Here is a 21,411-nt window from a genome sequence, read left to right as displayed (position 1 = left end):
GACCCTACTCCACCACGATGAGCCGCGTCAGACCGACGGCGCGCAGCGCATCCGTCACGGCGATCAGCGATTGCAGGTCGGCCCCGGGGGCGGGGCGCAGAACGACGGCATCGTTCGTGTCGTCCATCAGCGGGGCGAGGGCGGCGGGTAGCGTGTCGAGCGTCACAGCGGTTCCGTTGAGCGTGATCCCCTCTGCCGCGATCCCGATCAGGCGGGGCGGGCCATCATAGGTGGCATTACCGTTCCTGCCGGTGGATAGGGGCAGGGTCATGTCATGGCCAAAACGCGAGGCCAGCATGAAAAACACCAGCAGCAGGAACACCACGTCGATCATCGGCGTGAGGCTGGGGCGACGCGGCGCGCGGGGCTGGCCAAAGCTCATCATGGCGCGCCTCGCTCGCGCGGGGTGGTGAAGATGCGGGTGGCGGCGTCCTCCATATCGGCCTGCACGTGGTCGGCGACGCTCTCGAACCAGGTGAGCGCCATCGAGGCCGGAATCGCCACCGCCATGCCCGCGGCGGTGGTCAGCAGCGCCTCCCATATGCCGCCGGCGAGGATCGAGGGATCGGCGCTGTTGCCGCTGTCCTGCAGGGCCTGAAAGGCGGCGATCATGCCCAGCACCGTGCCCAGAAGGCCCACGAGTGGCGCGATGGTGGCGATGAGTTCGAGCACGCGCAGCCCGGAGCGTGCCTCGTTCAGCAGGGATTTGGCGATGCGGGTGGTGTCTTCGCGCGCCTCGCGCTCGCCCCAATGCGGGGCCGTTGCCGCCTCCATCGCCGCAAGGGCCAGCCGGGCGCGCAAGCTGCGTCGTGGGCGCAGCAGTGCCGTGGCCTCCGTGCCTTGGCCGTGCTGCCACAGTGCCACCGCACGTTCGGTTACCGCACCGGACCACGCGCCGGTCAGCAAGAGCCGCCAGACCTTCCACAGGATGAGCGCGAGGGTCAGCACCGAGAGCGCCGCGATCACCCAGAGCGCGGGGCCGCCGCGATCCAGAAATCCGATGAGCGTGGAGCTATCCATGTTGCCCCTCCTTTGTCGGTCGGGTCCATGCCTGTGCGCCTTGGCGCACCGCGTCAAGCACCGCGCGGCCCACCGCCTCGCCCGTCTCGGTATGCAGGCCCGCGTAGCGCGTCGGGCCCTCGGGTGCCGCGATGGCGATGCAATCGGTGCCGGTGCCGGTGGCGATGCCGGTGGCAAGCCGCAGCCCGGTCTCGGCGATGGCGACGGTGCGGGCCTGCGTGGCGATGCTCAGCGCCTCCAGCCGGGCGGCGTCGGTCAGGCCCGTATCCAGCACCACCGCGATATTGATCGTGCCCCAGCCATGCGCCGAGGGGGGCAGGCGACTGCCCACGCGCTCGGCATTCGATAGGCCGACGGTGGCCACGGCGCGGGCGGTGACGGCACCCGCCGTGGCGCGCGCCTCGCGATAGGTGCCGATATCGCAGGAGGTGAGGAAACAGACCGCGTCCTTCGCCTGCCGCGCGGCGAGGTCACGGTCGAGCCAGGCCTCGACATCGAGATCCACGGGCAGGTCGGCATTGCGCACTTCGCGCCACAGGATGCGTCGCGCCCGCACCTGACCGGGGCGGTTCACCGCCCAGCTCAGCACCGGCATGTCACAGCCCAGATCGAGCGACAGCCAGGGGCGATCCAGGTGCAGGCGGCTCATCGGGTCACCTCGAGCGGTTGAAAGACGGGGCCTTGCGGCGTGTGCGCGTAATGCGCCGAGACATGGAAGATGCGCGCGAGGTTGTCGGGTGTCAAAACGGCATCGGGGGGGCCGTCGGCGGCAATGCCGCCCTCGCCCAGCAGAATGAGCCGGGTGCAATGGCGCGCGGCCAGCCCCAGATCGTGGATCGCGACGATGACGGCGCGGCCTTCCTCTGCCAGCCCTGCAAAGACCTGCATCGTGGAAATCTGGTTGGCCGGATCAAGCCCCGCGATCGGCTCGTCGGCCATGAGGAGCGGGGTGTCTTGTGCCAACGCACGCGCGATCAGCACCATCGCCTGTTCGCCGCCCGACAGCCGCGTGGCGGTGCGGTGGCGCAGGGCGTCCAGCCCCATCGTGGTGAGCGCCGCGTCGACATGGGTGCGGTCGGCCTCGCTGATGCCCTGTAGCCCTGACAGGTGCGGGGTGCGGCCCAGGGCGACCAGCGTCTCGACGCTCACCGGCCAGGCGATATCGCGCGTCTGCGGCATCCACGCGGCGGCGCGGCCACGGTCGCGGGGCGAGAGCGCGGCAAGGTTGCTATGGCCATCATGCGGGACAAGCCCGAGGATCGCACGCAAGAGCGTCGTCTTGCCCGCGCCGTTGGGGCCAATCAGGCCGACGCATTCCCGTGGCCCGACGCTGAAGCTGACATCGCTGAGGACGGGCCGCGCGCGCAGCCGCACCGAAAGGCTATCGACGCTGAGCAGGGTCATGCCATCTCCGCCCGTGTCTTGTAGATCAGGTGCAGGAAGAGCGGCGCACCGACGAGGGCGGTCAGCACGCCCAATTTCAGGTCGCGCTCGGGCAGGACCAGCCGCACGGCGAGATCGGCGGCGAGCACCATCGCCGCCCCGCCAAGTGCCGAGGCCCAGAGCAGCCGCGAGGGCCGCGCGCCCACCAGAGGGCGCAAGAGGTGCGGCACCACGAGGCCGACAAACCCGATGGCCCCCGCCACGGCGGTTGCCGCGCCAACCACGCAGGCAGTGCCCAGCACCAGCGTCAGGCGCAGTCGGGTGAGGCGAATGCCCATGGCCTCTGCCGCGTCCTCGCCCAATGTCAGCGCATCAAGCCCGCGCCCGAGGGTCGCAAGCCCGATCCAGCCTACCACCATCAGCGGCAGCGCCACCCAGACATGCGTCATCGAGCGGTCGGCAAGCGAGCCCATCATCCAGAACACGATCTCTGAGGCGGCATAGGGATTGGGCGAGAGGTTGAGCACCAGCGAGGTGAGCGCGGCGGCCAGCGCCGATATGGCGATTCCCGCAAGGATCAGCGTGATCGACGCACCGCGCGGCCCGGCCAGCATCAGCACCAGCAACACGCCGGTGCCCGCACCCGCAAGCGCCGCCAGCGGCAGGCCAAGAGTAAAGGCGGCGGCAAGCCCGGTATGGATGGCCAGCACCGCGCCGAGGGCGGCGGAGCCCGACACGCCGATCAGGCCCGGCTCGGCCAGCGGGTTGCGCAGGTAGCCTTGCATCGCGGCCCCGGCGAGTCCGAGGCTTGCCCCGATCATCAGGCCCAGAAGGGCACGCGGCAGGCGGATCTCGCGCATCACCAACGGCAGGGGGCCGTCACCGCCGAGGACCAACGCGGAGATGTCCGACAAGGCGGGGGTGTCCGACGGCCCGGTGGTGAGCGAGGCGGCGAAGAGTACCGCCACAAGAGTTGAGAGGGCGAGGGCGAGGCGGCTCATTGCGTGCCCTCTGGCAGGACGCGGCGCGCCTCGGTCAGGCGCTCGACCGCGTTCAGGACATGCGGCGTACCGCAGATCCAGTCGGGCGAGGTGATGCGCAGCCCGGCGCGTCCCTTGCGCAGCGCATCAAGCGCGGGATGGCCCAGCACCGCCTCGGAGCGCGAGGTGCCGGGCAGGGGGGCGGCGCTGATCAACAGGTCGGGGGCGGCCATGACAAGCTGTTCCAGCGGCAGGGTGCCCCCGCCGCGATGCCCCAGTTCCGCAGCGAGGTTGCGAAAGCCCGCGGCGCGCAGGATGTCATCCGCCAGCGTGCCGCCGCCGAGCGTATAGCCGTTGGGGTGGTAGAGCGCGGCGCGCGGGCGGGGGCCAGCCTCGGCCTCAAGCTCTACCATACGTGCGTCGAATTCGGCGATCAGCGCCGCACCTTCGTTTTCGCGCCCCAGAACGCGGGCCATCTGCGCGATACGCGCGCGGGTGTCGTTGAGCGACTTGGCGGTGTCGAACTGTTCCACCCGCAGCCCCACCCGGCGCAGCATCTGCACCGTGGCGGGATCGCTATAGGCCCCGGCGAGCACCAGATCGGGGGCCAGCAGATAGACCTCCTCGGCGCGGCCCCGATTGACCGGATAGCCGCGCGCGGCGTCGGCCATGGCGGAACTGTGCGGATCGGCGGCCAGATCGGAGACCGAAACAAGCTGCCCCGGTGCCGCCAGCAGCATAGCCAGCTGATCGGTGCACAGGTTGATCGACACGACCCGGCGCGGAGCCGGGTCGGCCGGGGCCTCGGTTGCGGCCACGGCCCCTGCAAAGGCGAGGGCCGCGCCAAGAGATATGAGCCTAGAAAGACGCACGCAGCCCCACGAAGGCCGAGCGCCCGGCGGTGTTGAACCCGCCCGCCGTCTCGTAATCCTCGTCAAACAGGTTCTCGACGCGGATATAGGCGGTCGCATTGTCGGTGATCGCATGGCTCAGCCCGACCCCGACAAGGGTATAGTCACCCACCTTGTTGCCTGCGGGTGCAAAGGCGCTCGGTGTCACACCAGCCACGTGACGGACATCGAAGCTGCCCGACAGGCGGTCGGTCAGGTCGGCATCAAGCCCGATCACGGCGTCATGTTTGGGCGTGCGGGTAAGTTGCTGGCCGCCGTTGCGGGCGCGGGTGTAGGTATAGTTGCCGAAGACGGTGATGAAGGCATTGATATCGGCCTCACCCGCGAGCTCGAGCCCCTTGGAGGTGGTCTCGCCCGGCACCTGCCCGAAACAGCCGAAACCCGAGCCGCAGGCGGTCGCGCCCGGGTCGAAGTCGATCAGGTCATCGACGGTGATGTGAAACAGCGTGGCCTCGATCCGGGCATTGGCAAACGTGCGCTCGACGCCGATCTCGAAGCTTTCGCTGTCCTCGGGTTTGAGGGTGGGATCGCCGAAGGCGCTGAACCGCTCGAAGAGCGAGGGCGCGCGAAAGCCGGTGCCGGCGACGGCGCGCAGCGCCCAGCCATCGGCGGGGCGCCAGACGGCGGCGGCGCGCCCCGTGAGCTTGCCGCCGAAATCGCCGTCCTCGTCATGGCGCAGCGCCAGCGAGAGATCGACCGTGTCGCTGGCAGGCAAAAGCCATTCCGCCGTCACCGCGACATTGTCATTGGAGCCGCGCACCGGCTGCGCGGTAAAGCGCTCCTCGGTATATTCCAGCCCGCCGGTCACGGTGCCGGCGCGACCCACTTCGACGCTGCCGAGATAACTGATCTCGTCGCGCTCGCCGGTGAAACGCGGGGTGAAGGCACCGGGTGAGGTGTCGCGCCGGTCGATGTCGAAATAGGCATAGGACAGCTCATGGCTGACCGGGCCGGTGCGCAGCCGGGCAAAGCCGCGCAGGCCCAGTTCCTCGGTCTGGATCTGGCCCGCCGTCGCAGTCAGGCTGGGGTCGAAATCGGCCTCGTTGTCGCGATAGATCACAGTGCCGCCGACCGTGAGCATGTCGGTCGCGTCGAACTCGCCCGAGATGGTGAGCATGTCCTGCTCGAACCCGTCATCCTCAGGGTCGCCCGCGCGGGCAGAGAAGCCGTCGCTGTCGATGCGGTTGTAGCTCAGCGCCACCTCGCCGCGCGCGCCGCGATAGCCGAGGCTGAGCGCGCCGCTCTTGGTGTCGAACGCGCCCGCCTCGGCGCGCACCTCGCCCGACAGGCCATCGCGCGAGGGCCGCCATGTGGTGATATCGATGACCCCGCCAATCGCCTCGGATCCGTAGAGCGCCGATTGCGAACCCTTGAGCACCTCGATCCGCCCGAGGCCCGCGCCGGTAAGGCCGCCGAAATTGAACTGGTTTTGCGTGCCCGACGGATCGGACATGTCGATGCCGTTGATCCGCACCCCGACATAGCGCGCGGGCAAGCCGCGCAACTGGATCGAGGACGACGCCCCGAGCGGGCCGTTGCTGGTCGAATTGACGCCCGGCAGCCGGTCGAGCCGGTTGGTGAGCGCGGTGTCGGAGGTCTCGGCCTCGCGCCCGTCAATGACCTCGACCGAGGCCCCGGTGCGGGCGAGTTCCTGGGGTGTGAGGCTGCCCGAAACGGTGATCGTGTCGAGATCGAAGGCGTCCTGCGCGAGAGCGGGGGCGGTGCAAAGCGCGCAGAGCGCGCAAAGGGCGGTGGTTCTGAGATATGTCATTCAATGTCCCTCAATACCGGTTTCCGGCATCGGCGTTCCAAGGTGCGAAGTCATTGGAAAGGACATGGCCCCTCCGCAGACGGTGAAGCGCCACCACTACGGAATAGACCGTTATCCACGGCGCGCCCCGCGCCCGGATAGGGTGATCACCTCGGCAGGTCTCCTGACTCGCGGGTCGCTGCTCTACCGGGCCTTCCCGTCACATGGGGTGACAGTGGCATCTGCCGGTATCGCTCGCCGCTTACAGTTGCGGGGGCAGTTACGGAATTGATCCAAGGCGAGGATCGCACCGTATTCCCTTTTCACCGGAAATATGCATTTCCGGACCGAAGCATGTGTGCGGATAATCCCGACACGGGATTCGTGCAAGGATAAAGATAGCGCGTCCGGTGATCCAAGACGCGAAAAGGCCCCCTCGCCGGGGGCAGCCCCTGGAAGGAAATGGTGCAGGTGAGCGATACCGGGGTTCGGAGCCCAATGTCTGCTTGGAGCCCCATACTTACCAAATGCCGCAGATTGGCCGAACGGCAGCTTCTGTTTCGTCCGGCCGACTATTGTCGCCGCTCAAGCGTCTTTCATCTGGATCAACTGAATCAGGTTGCCGCAGGTGTCATCAAAAACTGCCATGTGAACAGTGCCTGCATCCATTGGTTCGGTGGTGAACTCAACGCCCCGGTCGGTCAACTTCTTCCACTCGGCATCGAGGTCTTGGACCTGAAATGAGTGCGCGGCGATACCGTCGGCAACGATAGATTCCCTGAAGGGGTTCGCCGCGGGGTGGTCGCTTGGCTCAAGCAGCAACTCAGTTCCATCAGGGTCTTCTTCTGAAACAACGGTCAGCCAACGGTTTGTGCCCAACGGAATGTTGTGTTTTACCTTAAAACCGAGCACTTCGGTATAGAATTTTTCGGCCTTGTCCTGGTCGTCAACAAAGACACTTGTGACATAGATTTTCATTTCTTGGTTCCTTTCGGTTTGTATTTCGTCAGCCATGATGCTGCCGCGATGTCGTCTTCGCTGACACTCAAAGAATGCGCCTTTGTGCGCCCCTTCCATTCAAACTCAATTAATCCCGCTTTCTCTAAGACAGCGAGATGCTGGGAGACTGTTTGTCGGGATAAAGCAACACCACCCTCTGCAACCGATGCGGCGCACACCTCGAACAACGATTGAGCGGGCTTTTTGCTCAGGTGGTCGATAATGCGACGGCGTGTGCTGTCAGAAAGAGCCTTGAAGATTAAGTCGAGCTGGTCATTTGTCATGATCTGCAATATGCAGTATATTTACTGCATATCAAGAGGAGTAATTTTACTGCATAATTGACGACGATAGAAAAGCGGACGTAACTGGCTAGCAAACCAACAGCTGCAAAGTACGCACTACCGACATCAACTTGCAGAGGTTCCCTATAATTTCTTCGCGAGTCTTTGCTCAACATTGCCTTTTCGGGGCAAGGGGTTTCGCTCAACTAAAGTGTGCATCATTTACTGCCAAAGGCCCCCTCGCGGGGGCCTTTGTCGATGGACATCTGCCGTGTGAGCCATGGCCCGGCCTGCGGGTCAGAGCAGCGCCTTGACCTTGTCGGCCACGGCCTGCGCCGTGATGCCGAACTGCTCGTAAAGCACCTCGGCGGGGGCGGAGGCGCCGAAATCGTGCATGCCGACGAATTCGCCCTTCTCGCGGCGGCCGCGCTCACCATAGAGCCAGCGATCCCAGCCGAAACGGATGCCTGCCTCGACCGCGACGCGCACCGGGCCTGCGGGCAGCACGCGGCGGCGATAGGCCTCGTCCTGTTCCTCGAACAGCTCCCAGCAGGGCATGGAGACGACGCGCGTGCCGATCCCGGCTTCGTGCAGGATATCGCGTGCGGCCATGGCGATGGCCACCTCCGAGCCCGTGGCCAGCAGTATCGCCTGACGTTTCCCTTCTGCGTCGGCCAGGACATAGGCGCCTTGCGCGGTCAGGTTCTTGACCTTGTGCTCGCGGCGCAGCGTCGGCAGGCCCTGACGGGTCAGCGACAGGACCGATGGGGTCTCTTTCGAGTTGAGCGCCAGTTCCCACGCCTCGGCGGTCTCGACCGTGTCGCAAGGGCGGAATACCCAGGTGTTGGGCGTGGCGCGCGAAATCGCCAGATGCTCGATCGGCTGGTGGGTCGGGCCATCCTCGCCCAGGCCGATGCTGTCATGGGTCATGACGAACACGGTGGGGACCTTCATCAGCGCGGCGAGGCGCATCGAGGGGCGGGCGTAATCGGTGAAGCACATGAAGGTGCCGCCATAGGGGCGGATGCCGCCATGCAGGACCATACCGTTCATCGCCGCCGCCATGCCATGCTCGCGGATGCCGTAATGGATGTAGCGGCCCTTGCGGTTGCCCTCGTCAAACACGGTCATGTCGCCCGAGCGGGTGTTGTTGGAGCCCGACAGATCGGCCGAGCCGCCAATGGTCTCGGGCATGATCGGGTTGACCACTTCGAGCACCATCTCGCTCGATTTGCGGGTGGCGACCTTGGGGGCCTCTTCGCTGATCTGCTTTTTCAGCGCCTTGATCCGGGCCGACAGTTTCGACGGCACGTCTCGGGAAAAGATCCGCTCGATCTCGGCCTGACGCTGCGCCGATGCCTCTGCCAGGCGCGTCTGCCAGTCGGCGTAGTCGGCGGCACCGCGCTTGCCGATGGTCTCCCATGCGGATTTCACATCCGCCGGGATGTCGAAGGCGCCGTGTTGCCAGCCATAGGCCTCTTTCGCCGCCCGGAGCTGATCGGCATCGGTCAGCGCGCCGTGCCCCTTGGAGGTGTCCTGCGCGGCATGGCCCAATGCGATATGCGTCTTGCAGGCGATCATCGAGGGTTTGCGCGTGCGCTTGGCCTCGGTCAGCGCGGCGTCGATGGCCGCCGGGTCATGGCCGTCGATTTCCTGCACATGCCAGCCGCTGGCGCGAAAGCGTTTCACCTGATCGGTGCGGTCGGCCAGATCGACAGAGCCGTCGATGGTGATGTTGTTGTTGTCCCACAGCACCACGAGCTTGCCCAGGCCCTGACGCCCGGCAAGGCTGATCGCCTCCTGGCTCACGCCCTCCATCAGGCAGCCGTCGCCGGCCATCACATAGGTGTGGTGATCCATCAGCTTCTTGCCAAAGCGCGCGCGCAGGGCCTCCTCGGCGATGGCGAAGCCGACCGAATTGGCGATGCCTTGCCCGAGCGGGCCAGTGGTGGTCTCGATCCCCTTGGCATGGCCGTATTCCGGGTGGCCTGCGGTTTTCGCCCCCCATTGTCGGAAATTGCGGATCTGGTCGAGCGTCATGTCCTCGTAGCCGGTGAGGTAGAGCAACGAGTAGAGCAGCATCGAGCCGTGGCCCGCCGACAGGATGAACCGGTCACGATCCGGCCAGTCTGGGTTTGCAGGGTCGAACTTGAGGTGCTTTTCAAAGAGCACGGTGGCGACATCGGCCATGCCCATGGGCATGCCGGAATGGCCGGAATTGGCGGCGGCGACGGCGTCGAGGGTCAGCGCGCGGATGGCGGTGGCCTTCATCCAGTGATCGGGGTTGGCAGAGCGCAGGGCGGCGATATCCACGGGGCGAGCATCCTTTGGAAGTGGCAACAGATGCCCGCTGCATATCAGCCCGGCACAGAAGATCAAGCGCGCGCGCCCTGTCCGGAGCGCTCTGGGCGGGTCTGCAGCGCCAAAGGGCGCGCATTTCCCCGCAGTTTTGGCTAGACTTGAACAAAACCGGTCCGGTATGCGATTCGTAAGGCAAACGGGCCAAGAGACGTGAGGGGTCGAGGAGATGAGCCAGATAGACGAGTTGCAGGCGCGGATCACTGCCGCGCTGGACCGGATCACCAAGGGTCTCGAGGGGCGCGAGGCGGCGGGCGATGCGACCGACGTGGACAAGCTGCGTCAGGATGTCGAGGACGAGAAGCTTGCCAATGCGCAGCTGGAGGAGCGGGTGCGCGCGTTGCATGAGCGGCTTGCGGCCCGCGACGCGGAGTTGGAGGCGGCGCGCGGCGCGCAGGCTGACAATCTGCGCAGGCTTGATGCCGATCTGCAATCGCTGCGCAAGGCGAACCAGCAGTTGCGCGACAACAATCAGGCCTTGCGCGAGGCGCATCAGGCGGGCATCGCCGAGCCGCATCTGATCAACAAGTCGATGCTGGCAGAGCTGGAGGGGTTGCGCGCCGTGCGCGCCGCCGACCGCGACGAGGTCGAGGCGGTGCTGGCCGAGCTGGGGCAGGTCATTGCCACGGCGGGCGACGACACCACAACCGAGACGGAGGACGCCTGATGCCCGAGGTGAAGATCGAGATCGGAGGGCGCAGCTTCGATGTGGCCTGTCAGGCAGGCGAAGAGCATTACCTGCAGTCGGCCGCCAGGATGCTGGACGAGGAAGCCGCCGTTCTGGCTGCGCAGATCGGGCGCATTCCCGAGGCGCGGATGCTGTTGATGGCGGGGCTGATGCTGGCCGACAAGACCGCAGGCTTGCAGGACAAGCTGCGCGCCGCCGAGGACAAGCTGGCAGAACGCGAGGCGGAGCTGGATCAATTGCGCAACGCCCCCGCGCCCGAGGCAGAGCGCGTGGAGGTGCCGGTGGTGCCGCAGGAGGTGACCGAGACGCTGGCCGAGATCGCCGCGCGCGCCGAGGCGCTGGCCGAAACGGTGGACGGTGCGCGCGCGGGCTGAGCCGGGACCGGGCCGGCATCGGGGCACCTGATGAAGCTCGCCATCGGACTTGTGCTGGTTCTGATCGTGGCTGCGCTGGCCTTTGTCCGGCTGGCCCCGTCTGATCCCGCACGCTGGCACCAGATGCCCGAGAGCGTGACTAATCGCGATCTGGCGGGTGGCGCGATGCGCCGGGTCGAGGGTGATCTCGCGACGCTGGATGCGAGCATCCGCGCCACGGCCCGCACCCGGGTTCTGGCGGGCGGTCTGGATCAGGGCATGATCACCTATGTCACCCGCAGTCGCGTCTTCGGCTTTCCCGATTACACCACCGTGCGGCGAAACGACGACATGCTTGAGATTTACGGGCGTCTGCGCTTCGGCAAGTCAGATCTGGGCGTGAACGCCGCCCGCATCGACGGCTGGCTCGACCGGATCGCTCAGGCTGGATGACAGGCAGCCATCGCTGACCTTGCGCCAGATCGGCACGTTGAGCGACATCGCACATTTCGCCATGAACATCTTGCCATCGACCCGCAGGCAGATCGTTTCGCCCATCTCGATCCGCGCGCCGCTGGTATCGGTGCAATAGCATTCGACGGTCTTGCCACCGATGGTGGCATCCGAAAGCGCGGGCGTGGCCGCGAGGAGCAGGGGCAAGAGCAGTCTCATGGATGAACCGTAGCACAGCTTTGCGCCCTTGACCAAGTCACAAGGATGGGACAGAGGATCAGCCCTATGGTGCCTTTGGACAGACTGGAACAGATCACGCAGCGTTTCGAGTATATCGAGGCGCAGATGATGCAGGGCGGCGGTGATATCGCGCAGCTCGGGCGCGAATACGCCGAATTGCGCCCTGTGGTCGAGGAAATCCGTGCCTATCGGCAGGCCCTAACGGATATCGAGGCGGCGCGGGGGGTGCTCGACGATCCGGACCTGTGCGATCTGGCCCAGGCCGAGATTGCGGAGCTTGAGGCGCGTCTGCCGGAGATGGAGGCGGCGCTGCAACTGGCGCTTCTGCCGCGCGACAAGGCCGACAATCGCGCCGCGATCCTCGAAATCCGCCCCGGCACTGGGGGCGACGAGGCGGCGCTTTTCGCCGCTGACCTGATGCGCATGTATCAGCGCTACACCGAGGCGCAGGGCTGGTCCTTCGAGGTGATCGAGGAGCAGTGGAGCGAATTGGGGGGCTTGCGCGAACTGGTGGCGCGGGTGGGGGGCGAGGGCGTCTTTGCCCGGCTCAAGTTCGAATCCGGTGTCCACCGCGTGCAGCGCGTGCCCGAGACCGAGAGCGGCGGGCGCATCCACACCTCTGCCGCCACCGTCGCGGTCCTGCCCGAGGCCGAGGATGTCGATATCCAGATCGACCCGAACGATCTGCGCATCGATACGATGCGCTCCTCCGGGGCGGGCGGGCAGCATGTAAACACCACCGATTCGGCGGTGCGGATCACCCATGTTCCTACCGGGTTGGTGGTCACCAGCAGCCAGAAATCCCAGCACCGCAACCGCGAGATCGCGATGGACGTGCTGAAGTCGCGGCTTTTCGACATGGAGCGCAGCCGCGTGGACAGCGAACGCTCCGCCAGCCGCGCGGCACAGGTGGGCAGCGGCGACCGGTCCGAGCGCATCCGCACCTATAACTTCCCGCAGGGGCGGATGACCGACCACCGCATCAACCTGACGCTCTACAAGCTCGATCAGGTGATGCAGGGCGATCTCGACGACGTGATCGACGCGCTGACGGCGGATGCGCAGGCCACGCTGCTGGCCGAGATGACGTGAGCGCGCAGGCCGCTCTTGTCGCGGCCACGCGGGCCTTGCAGGCGGCGGGCATCGACGGTGCCGCCGGTGATGCGCGCGCGTTGCTGGCCGTGGCGATGGAGGTGCCGCGTGACCGGCTAACCTTGCATCTGGGGGATGATCTTGATGCGGCGGCGGCGGCGCGGCTTAATGCGATGATCGCGCGACGCATGGCACGCGAGCCGGTGGCGAAGATCATCGGGCGGCGCGATTTCTGGGGGCGCAGCTTCGAGGTGACGGCGGATGTGCTCGACCCGCGCCCCGAAACCGAATGCCTGATCGCCGAGGCGCTGCGCGGCCCGGTGGCGGCGCGGCTGCTCGATCTTGGCACCGGCAGCGGGATCATCGCGGTGACGCTGCTGGCCGACTGGCCCGGGGCGCAGGGCGTGGCCACGGATATCAGTGCGGCGGCGCTTGAGGTGGCGGCGCGCAACGCGGCGCGGCACGGGGTGGGCGCGCGGCTCGATCTTTACCGCTCTGACTGGTTCTCGCAGGTCACCGGCCCATTCGACCTGATCGTCTCGAACCCGCCTTACATTGCGGTGGACGAGATGCCGGATCTCAGCCCCGAGGTGCGCGACCACGACCCCCAAGCCGCACTGACCGATGGCGCAGATGGGCTCCTGGCCTACCGGATGATCGCTGCGGGGGCAGGGGCGCATCTGCGCCCCGGGGGGCGCATCGCGCTGGAAATCGGCTGGCAGCAAGGCGCGCAGGTGCGTGAACTCCTTTGCGCGGCGGGCTTTGCCGAGGTGGGGGTGCTGCCCGATCTTGATGGGCGTGACCGTGTGGTTGTCGGCGTCTGGCCCGCAAAGCCGGGCCGATCGGCGCGTTTCGACCGCTAAAATCCGCGCAAACTGAATAAAAATCGCGCTTTCCTCTTGTGCGACGCGGTTCGGCGTGTTTATTGGGAGGTATCAAGACGGCGGATGCGCGTAATGGGCGGTCCCGCTTGATGCCAAGCCAATACATGTCCGATTCGACAGATTTCGGTGCACAGACGCGCCAGTCGGAGCAAGCGACGCATTGACCACAAGGCTGGACTGCAAAAATATGAGATCATCCAAGTCACGTTCGCGGAACAAGCCGAACCGCAACCGCTCGGTCGGGAATATCGTCAACCGGGTCTTCGATAGCTCCGGCCCCGAGGGCAAGGTGCGCGGTACGCCGCAGCAAATCATCGAGAAATACAATCAGCTTGCACGTGATGCGCAGCTGTCGGGCGACCGGGTCGCCACTGAGAATTTCCAGCAGCATGCAGAGCATTACCTGCGCATGCTGGGCGAGGCGCAGAAGGAACAGGACGCACGCCGCGAAGAGCAGGAGCGTCAGAACCGCGAACGTCAGGCGGATCGCGACCGTGAACGTGGCGAGCGCCCGCAGGGCGGGCGTGACGACGGTCAGGCGCGCGAGGCCAACGATAGCGGTGGCCAGGGCCCGCGCCATACGCAGCCTGATCCGGCCCGCAGCGCGCAGCCGGACGTGATCGACAGCGGCGGCGATAGCGAAAGCGGTCTGGTCGAGACGCCGGAAAGCCAGGAAAAGCCGGCGCCGCAGAAACGCCCGCGCAAGCCGCGCGCCAAGAAACCGCCGAAATCCGAGGGTGGCGAGGGTCAGGCGCAGGGGGATGAGGCCAAGGATGCCTCCTCCAGCGGCCCGGCGGAAGCGGCGGAATAAGCCGCCACGCGATGGAATGCCTAAGGGCGTGCGTCCATTCGGGGCGCGCGCCCTTTTGTCTGGGTTGAGCATGAGTATTTTCGGAACGGTGAAGGGCAGGGGCTTTTCAGTTCCGCGGCCCTGTCCTAAACCCGGCGCGCCGCCTATCCGGAAAGAGAACACCGATGCCCAGTGACCGACCACAACCCGCCTTCGTGCTCGTGCGCCCGCAGATGGGCGAGAATATCGGGGCCGCGGCGCGGGCGATGTGGAATTTCGGCCTTGACCGGATGCGCATCGTGGCCCCCCGCGATGGCTGGCCCAACCCTCGGGCCGTGGCTATGGCGAGCGGGGCGGGGCGGCTTCTGGACGAGGCGCAGCTGGTCGAGACGACGGCCCAAGGCGTGGCCGATTGCGCCTATGTCTTTGCCACCACAGCGCGGGCGCGGGGCCTGACCAAGCCGGTATTCAGCCCCGAACGCGCGATGGCGCTGGCCGCCGAGAAGATCGCCGGGGGGCAAAAGGTGGCCGTGCTCTTCGGCCCTGAACGCGCCGGGCTGGAGAATGACGATATCGCGCGGGCCAACGCGATCATCAACGTGCCGGTGAACCCCGAATTTGCAAGCCTCAACCTTGCGCAATGCGTGCTCTTGACCGCCTATGAATGGCAGCGCGCCGCAGTCGAGGTGGTGCATGAGCGCATGGACATGGCCAAATCCGACTGGGCCGCGCAGATCGAGATCGAGAAGCTGGCGGAGCATTACGAGGACCGGCTGGGCGAGGCGGGGTTCTTTTTCCCCGACCACAAGGCCGAGAGCATGAAGACCAACCTGCGCAACCTCTGGAGCCGGATGCCGCTGACCCGCGCCGATGTGCAGATGCTGCACGGCGTGTTGCGGCAGATGGTCCGCTGGAAGGAGCGCGGTTGAAGCAGGAGGGGCCTCGACCTAAGCTGTCAGGCGGTCGCAACCGGAAAGGCGGGACATGAGCGGGAAACGCAGTATCTTCGAAGAGGTCGGTGGCGCCGAGACGCCGAAACAGGGCCCCAAGGGCGGCATGATCGACGCCGGTCGTCGCGGCGCGCGGCGCGGCATCCGTGTCTGGCTGATGATCCTCTTTGCGCTGGTGGTGGGGATGATCGCCGTGGGCGGGCTCACGCGGCTCACCGATAGCGGGCTGTCGATCACCGAGTGGAAGCCGGTGACCGGGGCGCTGCCGCCGATGTCGGAGGCCGTCTGGCAGGACGAATTCGACAAGTATCGCGCCATCCCGCAATACCAATTGCTCAACAAGGGCATGAGTTTGGCCGAGTTCAAGGTGATCTACTGGTGGGAGTGGGGCCACCGGCAATTGGGTCGGTTCATCGGGCTGGTCTGGGCGCTGGGATTTTTCGGGTTTCTGGTCACCTTTCAGATTCCCAAGGGCTGGACCGGGCGTCTTCTTGGCCTGGGCGCGCTGGGCGGGGCGCAGGGCGCGATCGGCTGGTGGATGGTGTCCTCGGGCCTTTCGGGTGAGATGATCGCCGTGGCCTCCTACCGGCTGGCCGTGCATCTGGGGCTGGCCTTCGTCATTCTGGGGCTTATCGCCTGGTATGTGATGGGTTTGGGCCGCGAGGAGCGGGAATTGATGCAGGCCCGGCGCGGACGTGAAGCCAAGCTTTTCAGCCTCTCAACCGGCCTCATGCATTTCGCCTTTCTGCAAATTCTGCTGGGCGCGCTGGTGGCGGGCATCGACGCAGGCCGCAGCTATACCGACTGGCCGCTGATGGCCGGGGGGCTCTTGCCGCCTGACATGATGGACCTTGCCCCGTGGTGGCGCAATTTCTTCGAGAATCCCGGCACCGTGCAGTTCATCCACCGGGTCAGCGGTTATCTGCTGTTGGGCTTTGCCGTGGTGGTCTGGCTGCGCGGTCGGCGCTCTGCGCATGGCATCACGCGCGGGGCCTTCACCGCGATGTTCGCGGTTTTGCTGTTGCAGATGAGCCTCGGGATCATGACTGTGCTCTATATCGCGCCGTGGCATCTGGCGATTGTGCATCAATTCACGGCGGTGGTGCTTTGGGTGCTGATCCTGCGGGCGCGGTTCCTGAGCCAGTATCCGCGCACCACATCCATCCGGGAGGGGACGGCATGACGGCCTATGACGATCTGATCGCGCTGGAGCGCGACACGCAGGCACTGGCGCAAGTCGCGGGGCGGCTGGGCTGGGATCAGGAAACCATGATGCCGCGCGGCGCCGCCGAGCAGCGGTCCGAGGAGACGGGCGCGATACAGGCGGTGCTGCACGCCCGGCGCTGTGATCTGCGGCGCGGCGATCTGCTGGCCCGTGCCGAGGCGGATGTCACCGACGAGGTGGCCCGCGCGCAGCTGCGCCATATCCGGCGCGACTATGACCGCGCCACGCTGGTGCCGGGCGATCTGGCGGTGGCGCTCGCGCGTCTGACCAGCCGCGCGCAGGGGCAATGGGCCGAGGCGCGGGCAGGCGACGACTACGCGGCTTTCGCGCCGGTGCTGGCCGAGGTGATCCGATTGAAGCGGGAGGAGGCCGCCGCCGTGGCGCGGGGGCGCACCCTTTATGATGCGCTGATTGACGATTTCGAACCCGACATGACGGCGGCGCGGCTGGACGCGATATTCGCCGAGATGCGGCCCCGGCTGGTCGATCTGCGTGCCCGCGCGCTGGAGCGCGACTGGCCCGCGCTGGACGCGCATTTCGACGAGCAGGCACAACTGCGTCTCTCGCGCGAGTTGGCGCGGAATTTCGGCTATGATTTCGCGCGCGGGCGGCTCGACATGGCGGTGCATCCGTTTAGTTCGGGCAGCGGCGACGATGTGCGCATTACCACGCGGGTGAACGAGCATGACCCGTTCAACTGTCTCTATTCCACGATCCACGAGGTCGGCCACGCCTGCTATGAGCAGGGCATAGACCCGGATTATCGCCTGACGCCGCTGGGGCAGGGCGTGTCGATGGGCGTGCATGAAAGCCAGAGCCGGATTTACGAGAACCAGCTAGGGCGCAGCCGCGCCTATACCGGCTGGTTGTTCGAGCGGATGCGCGACACCTTCGGTGATTTCGGGGTTAACGATGCCGAGACGTTCTATCGCGCGGTCAATCGGGTGCATCGCGGCCATATCCGCACGGAGGCGGACGAGGTGCAGTACAACCTGCATATCATGCTGCGGTTCGATCTGGAAAAGGCGCTCATTGCGGGCGATCTGTCTACGGATGACCTGGAGGCCGCTTGGAACGACCGGTTCGAGGCCGATTTCGGCTATGCCGTCGATCGGGCCTCGAACGGGGTGTTGCAGGACGTGCATTGGTCGGTCGGGCTGTTCGGCTATTTCCCGACCTACAGCCTGGGCAATGTCTATGCTGGCTGCCTTTTCCAGGCGATGCGCGGGGCGGTGCCGGATCTGGAGGTGCATCTGTCGCTCGGCGATCTGGGCGGGGCGACATCGTGGCTGCGCGCGCAGGTGCAGCGCCATGGCGGGCGGTTCGCCCCCGCAGAGGTGATCGCGCGCGCCTGCGGCGGGGCAGAGCCCACTGCGGGGCCGTTGCTGGATTACCTGGAGGAGAAGTTCGGCGCGTTCTGAGGGTCGCGGCGCACCAGCCACCGCGGGGCTCATGGCAGCCCCGGCACCGGCCCCGCAGAAATGGGACCTTGCCGGTGCCACCATGCCCGGCTGCGGATCAGTCGCGCAGCAACTCGTTGATCGCGGTCTTGGAGCGGGTCTGCGCGTCGACGCGCTTGACGATCACCGCGCAATAGAGGTTGAGGTTGTTCTTGGTCGGCATGGAGCCCGAGACCACCACCGAATAGGGCGGCACCTCGCCGATGAAGACCTCGCCGGTCTCGCGGTCGACGATCTTGGTCGATTTGCCGATATAGACGCCCATGCCCAGAACCGAGCCCTCGCGCACGATGCAGCCCTCGACCACCTCCGAGCGCGCGCCGATGAAACAGTTATCCTCGATGATCGTCGGGCCCGCCTGCATCGGTTCCAGCACACCGCCGATGCCGACGCCGCCCGACAGGTGCACCCCCTTGCCGATCTGCGCGCAACTGCCCACGGTGGCCCATGTATCGACCATGGTGCCTTCATCGACATAGGCACCAAGGTTGACGAAACTCGGCATCAGCACCACGCCGGGCGCGATATAGGCGGATTTGCGCACCACGCAATTCGGGACCGCACGGAACCCTGCGGCGCGCCACTCGGCTTCACCCCAGCCGTTGAACTTGCTGTCGACCTTGTCCCACCAGCCGCCCGCCTGCGGCCCGCCGGGATGGATTTCCATGTCCTTGATGCGAAAGCCCAGAAGCACCGCCTTTTTGGCCCATTGGTTGACATGCCAGTCACCGGTCTCCTGCCGCTCGGCCACGCGCAGCGTGCCGCTATCCAGCGCGTTCAGCGTTGCCTCGATCGCCTCGCGGGTTTCGCCGCCGGTCTTGGGCGTGATGGTGTCGCGCGCCTCCCAGGCGGCTTCGATGGCGGTTTCAAGCGCGGCATTCGACATGGGCGTTTCCTTCGGATCAATTGCGTGTGTCGTCGTCGCCTATAAGCGCAAGACGTGCCGGGATCAATGCGACCAACCGCAAGGCACGCACGACGTCAGCCGCGCCAAATCCGGTCACCCTCCGGCTTGACCGGGGGATCTCCCCGGCGATCGGCGATGTCTGCCTGCGCGCGACGCACGCTCAGCCGCGCATCCGCTCCGATTTCGGATCATAGATCGGCCGCAGACTTGCCTCGGCCCGCACGCGGGCACCCGCCACGTCGATCTCGTAGGTCGAGGCCAGCATCTCCTCCGCGCTCTCACCGGGGCAGGGGACATAGCCCAGCCCGATGGCGGCACCAAGGTGATGGCCATACGCCCCCGAACTCAGGTAGCCCACGATCTCGCCATCCCGCAGCAGCGGCTCGTTATGATAGAGCATTGGCTCCGGATCGGTCAGGCGGAATTGCAGCAGACGACGTGTGAGACCCGCCTCACGCTTGGCCAGTACCGCGTCACGGCCGATGAAATCGGGCTTGCCGGTCTTGACGGCAAATCCCAGCCCCGCCTCCAGCACATGATCCTCGCAGGTGATGTCATGGCCGAAATGGCGAAACGCCTTCTCGATACGGCAACTGTCCATCGCGTGCAGCCCGCACAGTGTCAGCCCGTGATCCGCCCCCGCCTCGGTCAGCACCTCGAAGACATGGCCGCACATGTCGGCACTCACGTAAATCTCCCAGCCCAGCTCGCCCACGTAAGACACGCGATGCGCGCGCGCCAGTCCCATGCCGATCTCGATCTGTCGTGCCCAGCCAAAGGGATGCGCCTCGTTCGACATGTCATCGGGTGAGACCGCGCGCATGAGATCGCGCGCGTTCGGCCCCATGACGGCGAGCACGCCCTCGGTAGCGGTGACATCGGTGATCACTACCATCCGCCCGCCCAGATGCCGCCGCAGCCATGTCTCATCCGCCAGCCGCGTGGCGGCGGGCGTGACCACCAAGTAGGCGCTCTCGGAAAGACGCGTCACCGTCACATCCGCCTCGATGCCGCCGCGCGCGTTCAGAAACTGCGTATAGACGATCCGGCCCACCGGCACCGCCATATCCGCCCCGCAGACATGGTTGAGGAACGCTTCCGCCTCCGGCCCCTCGACGCGCAGTTTGCCGAAACTCGACATGTCATACATGCCCACAGCCCCGCGAATGGCGCGCACTTCGGCCCCGGCATTGTCGAACCAGTTCTGCCGCCCCCAGCCATAGCGATACTCCCGCGCTTCGTCCTCACGCGCATACCAGTTCGCCCGCTCCCAGCCCGCCGCTTCGCCCATCACCGCCCCACGCTCCAGCAGTTGCGCATGAAACGGCGTGCGCCGCACACCGCGCGCCGTGGCCTTCTGCCGATAGGGGTAGTGATCGGCATAAAGCAGGCCGAGCGTCTCCTTCGAGCGCTCGAACAAATACTGCCGGTTGCCCTGAAACGGCTGCATCCTGGAGATATCCACATCGCCCAGATCAAAGGGCTTCTCGCCATCCTCCATCCATAGCGACAGCGCATGCCCCGCGCCGCCCGCGGACTGGATCCCGATGGAGTTAAACCCCGCCGCCACCCAGACATTGTCCATCTCAGGCGCCAGCCCCAGATGATAGGCATCATCGGGGGTAAAGCTCTCGGGACCGTTAAAGAACGTGTGAATCCCCGCCTCCGCCAGCATCGGCATCCGGTTCACCGCCGCTTCCAGAATGGGCTCGAAATGGTCGAAATCCTCGGGCAGCTGATCGAATTCAAAACTCTCGGAAATGCCGTCCATCCCCCAGGGCTTGGCATTGGGCTCAAACGCGCCCAGCAGAATCTTGCCCGCGTCCTCCTTGTAATAGGCGCATTCGTCCGGCACCCGCAGCACCGGAAGCTGCGACAGCCCGGCAATCGGCTCCGACACGATATAGAAATGTTCGCAGGCATGCAGCGGCACGCTGGTGCCCGCCATGCGCCCCACCTGATGCCCCCACATGCCCGCGCAATTGACGATGTGATCGCAGACGATATGGCCCGCGCTGCCACCCTCGCCCTGCCAATCCACGCCGGTCACGCGGCGGCCCGTTCGCGCGATCCCCGTCACCTTCACACGCTCCTGCACCCGCGCGCCCCGGCCCCGCGCGCCCTTGGCCAGCGCCAGCGCGATATTCGCGGGGTCCGCCTGCCCGTCGGTGGGCAACCAGACGCCGCCAGTCACGCCCTCGATGTTGAGATGCGGATAGCGGTCGGCGATCTCGGCGGGGCTCAACTCCTCCACCGGCACACCAAAGGCGCGCGCCATCGCCGCGCTGCGCTTGAGCTCCTCCAGCCGCTCGCCCGTCAGCGCCGCCGAGATCGAGCCGACCTGCCGGAACCCCGTGGCGATGCCGGTCTCGGTCTCCAGCCCGGTATAGAGATCGGCCGAATAGCGCGCGAGCCGGGTCATGTTGGCACTGGCGCGCAACTGCCCGATCAGACCTGCCGCGTGCCACGTGGTGCCCGAGGTGAGCGCCTTGCGCTCCAGCAGAACCACGTCGGTCCAGCCCAGCTTGGTCAGGTGGTAGGCGACAGAACAGCCCACGACGCCGCCGCCGATGATGACCACGCGGGCCTGTGTTGGAAGATCGGTCATGGGTTATCTCCTGTCAGGATGCAAGTGGGGCTCGGATCGCTGTCGCGATACGACTGGGGCGGGGGCGCTGCCCCCA

The 21,411-nt window shown here is 66.2% G+C and carries 22 protein-coding genes and 1 riboswitch; of the genes, 9 read left to right on the top strand and 13 right to left on the bottom strand.

Annotated elements, in window-relative coordinates; translation table 11 throughout:
- Window positions 1-4 precede the first annotated feature (4 nt).
- The 10 genes from BHD06_RS18995 to tkt form a co-directional block, all read right to left on the bottom strand.
- Window positions 5-382: a biopolymer transporter ExbD gene (locus BHD06_RS18995; RefSeq protein ID WP_080458551.1), complete on the bottom strand. Its 378-nt coding sequence runs from the start codon at window positions 380-382 to the stop codon at window positions 5-7.
- Window positions 382-1,020 carry a MotA/TolQ/ExbB proton channel family protein gene (locus BHD06_RS18990; protein WP_080458550.1) on the bottom strand — a complete coding sequence of 213 codons (639 nt, stop codon included), beginning with the start codon at window positions 1,018-1,020 and terminating at the stop codon, window positions 382-384. Before BHD06_RS18990 ends, BHD06_RS18995 begins: the two co-directional genes overlap by 1 nt.
- The gene (locus BHD06_RS18985; RefSeq protein WP_080458549.1) at window positions 1,013-1,669 is read right to left on the bottom strand and encodes an adenosylcobinamide amidohydrolase; all 657 of its coding nucleotides are present in this window, start codon (window positions 1,667-1,669) and stop codon (window positions 1,013-1,015) included. The genes BHD06_RS18990 and BHD06_RS18985 overlap by 8 nt, the downstream gene beginning before the upstream one ends.
- Window positions 1,666-2,424 carry an ABC transporter ATP-binding protein gene (locus BHD06_RS18980; RefSeq protein ID WP_080458548.1) on the bottom strand — a complete coding sequence of 253 codons (759 nt, stop codon included), beginning with the start codon at window positions 2,422-2,424 and terminating at the stop codon, window positions 1,666-1,668. The genes BHD06_RS18985 and BHD06_RS18980 overlap by 4 nt, the downstream gene beginning before the upstream one ends.
- Entirely contained in the window at window positions 2,421-3,404 is a 984-nt protein-coding gene (locus BHD06_RS18975; protein ID WP_080458547.1) for an iron ABC transporter permease, read from the bottom strand. The genes BHD06_RS18980 and BHD06_RS18975 overlap by 4 nt, the downstream gene beginning before the upstream one ends.
- Window positions 3,401-4,201: an ABC transporter substrate-binding protein gene (locus tag BHD06_RS18970; protein ID WP_254892484.1), complete on the bottom strand. Its 801-nt coding sequence runs from the start codon at window positions 4,199-4,201 to the stop codon at window positions 3,401-3,403. Before BHD06_RS18970 ends, BHD06_RS18975 begins: the two co-directional genes overlap by 4 nt.
- A 40-nt stretch (window positions 4,202-4,241) precedes the next feature.
- A complete protein-coding gene (locus BHD06_RS18965) occupies window positions 4,242-6,065 on the bottom strand; it encodes a TonB-dependent siderophore receptor (protein WP_080458545.1) in 1,824 nt (607 codons plus the stop codon).
- Between the two features lie 135 nt (window positions 6,066-6,200).
- Window positions 6,201-6,411, bottom strand: a riboswitch (cobalamin riboswitch).
- Between the two features lie 218 nt (window positions 6,412-6,629).
- Complete coding sequence (locus BHD06_RS18960) at window positions 6,630-7,022, bottom strand: VOC family protein (protein WP_080458544.1); 393 nt, start codon at window positions 7,020-7,022, stop codon at window positions 6,630-6,632.
- Entirely contained in the window at window positions 7,019-7,327 is a 309-nt protein-coding gene (locus tag BHD06_RS18955) for a helix-turn-helix transcriptional regulator (protein ID WP_080458543.1), read from the bottom strand. Before BHD06_RS18955 ends, BHD06_RS18960 begins: the two co-directional genes overlap by 4 nt.
- Window positions 7,328-7,624: 297 nt before the next feature.
- A complete protein-coding gene (tkt, locus tag BHD06_RS18950) occupies window positions 7,625-9,640 on the bottom strand; it encodes a transketolase (RefSeq protein WP_080458542.1) in 2,016 nt (671 codons plus the stop codon).
- 214 nt (window positions 9,641-9,854) lie between these two features.
- Here tkt and BHD06_RS18945 point away from each other — a divergent pair, with 214 nt between their 5' ends.
- Genes BHD06_RS18945 through BHD06_RS18935 form a run of 3 tightly spaced genes read left to right on the top strand, consistent with a single transcriptional unit; the run spans window position 9,855 to window position 11,179 of the window.
- Window positions 9,855-10,352 (top strand): hypothetical protein, encoded by a 498-nt coding sequence (locus BHD06_RS18945; RefSeq protein WP_080458541.1) that lies wholly within the window; start codon window positions 9,855-9,857, stop codon window positions 10,350-10,352.
- Window positions 10,352-10,747, top strand: a complete 396-nt coding sequence (locus tag BHD06_RS18940; protein WP_080458540.1) for a cell division protein ZapA — start codon at window positions 10,352-10,354, stop codon at window positions 10,745-10,747. The genes BHD06_RS18945 and BHD06_RS18940 overlap by 1 nt, the downstream gene beginning before the upstream one ends.
- 30 nt (window positions 10,748-10,777) lie before the next feature.
- Window positions 10,778-11,179, top strand: coding sequence for a DUF1499 domain-containing protein (locus tag BHD06_RS18935; RefSeq protein WP_080458539.1), 402 nt, complete (start codon window positions 10,778-10,780; stop codon window positions 11,177-11,179).
- On the opposite strand, the gene BHD06_RS18930 is transcribed toward BHD06_RS18935, so the two are convergent.
- On the bottom strand, window positions 11,114-11,398 hold the full coding sequence (locus BHD06_RS18930) for a hypothetical protein (protein ID WP_080458538.1): 285 nt from the start codon (window positions 11,396-11,398) through the stop codon (window positions 11,114-11,116). The two genes, BHD06_RS18935 and BHD06_RS18930, sit on opposite strands and share 66 nt — an antisense overlap.
- 66 nt (window positions 11,399-11,464) lie before the next feature.
- Here BHD06_RS18930 and prfA point away from each other — a divergent pair, with 66 nt between their 5' ends.
- From prfA to BHD06_RS18900, 6 genes are all read left to right on the top strand, one after another.
- Window positions 11,465-12,511 carry a peptide chain release factor 1 gene (prfA, locus tag BHD06_RS18925; RefSeq protein ID WP_080458537.1) on the top strand — a complete coding sequence of 349 codons (1,047 nt, stop codon included), beginning with the start codon at window positions 11,465-11,467 and terminating at the stop codon, window positions 12,509-12,511.
- Window positions 12,508-13,374 carry a peptide chain release factor N(5)-glutamine methyltransferase gene (prmC, locus tag BHD06_RS18920; RefSeq protein WP_080458536.1) on the top strand — a complete coding sequence of 289 codons (867 nt, stop codon included), beginning with the start codon at window positions 12,508-12,510 and terminating at the stop codon, window positions 13,372-13,374. The genes prfA and prmC overlap by 4 nt, the downstream gene beginning before the upstream one ends.
- Before the next feature lie 208 nt (window positions 13,375-13,582).
- Window positions 13,583-14,206 (top strand): DUF4167 domain-containing protein, encoded by a 624-nt coding sequence (locus tag BHD06_RS18915; protein ID WP_080458535.1) that lies wholly within the window; start codon window positions 13,583-13,585, stop codon window positions 14,204-14,206.
- 164 nt (window positions 14,207-14,370) lie between these two features.
- Window positions 14,371-15,114 carry an RNA methyltransferase gene (locus BHD06_RS18910; protein ID WP_080458534.1) on the top strand — a complete coding sequence of 248 codons (744 nt, stop codon included), beginning with the start codon at window positions 14,371-14,373 and terminating at the stop codon, window positions 15,112-15,114.
- A 55-nt stretch (window positions 15,115-15,169) separates the two neighbouring features.
- On the top strand, window positions 15,170-16,318 hold the full coding sequence (gene ctaA, locus BHD06_RS18905; protein WP_080458533.1) for a heme A synthase: 1,149 nt from the start codon (window positions 15,170-15,172) through the stop codon (window positions 16,316-16,318).
- Complete coding sequence (locus tag BHD06_RS18900) at window positions 16,315-17,781, top strand: carboxypeptidase M32 (protein WP_080458532.1); 1,467 nt, start codon at window positions 16,315-16,317, stop codon at window positions 17,779-17,781. The genes ctaA and BHD06_RS18900 overlap by 4 nt, the downstream gene beginning before the upstream one ends.
- A 97-nt stretch (window positions 17,782-17,878) precedes the next feature.
- Here the strand turns inward: BHD06_RS18900 and dapD are convergent, their stop codons facing one another.
- Both dapD and BHD06_RS18890 read right to left on the bottom strand, forming a co-directional pair.
- On the bottom strand, window positions 17,879-18,706 hold the full coding sequence (gene dapD, locus BHD06_RS18895; protein WP_050662225.1) for a 2,3,4,5-tetrahydropyridine-2,6-dicarboxylate N-succinyltransferase: 828 nt from the start codon (window positions 18,704-18,706) through the stop codon (window positions 17,879-17,881).
- A gap of 181 nt (window positions 18,707-18,887) precedes the next feature.
- On the bottom strand, window positions 18,888-21,335 hold the full coding sequence (locus BHD06_RS18890; RefSeq protein ID WP_080458531.1) for an FAD-dependent oxidoreductase: 2,448 nt from the start codon (window positions 21,333-21,335) through the stop codon (window positions 18,888-18,890).
- Window positions 21,336-21,411: the final 76 nt, after the last annotated feature.

The organism is Roseovarius sp. A-2, from assembly GCF_002072155.1.
Taxonomy (GTDB): domain Bacteria; phylum Pseudomonadota; class Alphaproteobacteria; order Rhodobacterales; family Rhodobacteraceae; genus Roseovarius.
The sequence above is the reverse complement of the archived record's forward strand: the minus strand, read 5'-3'. Positions and strand labels throughout refer to the sequence as shown.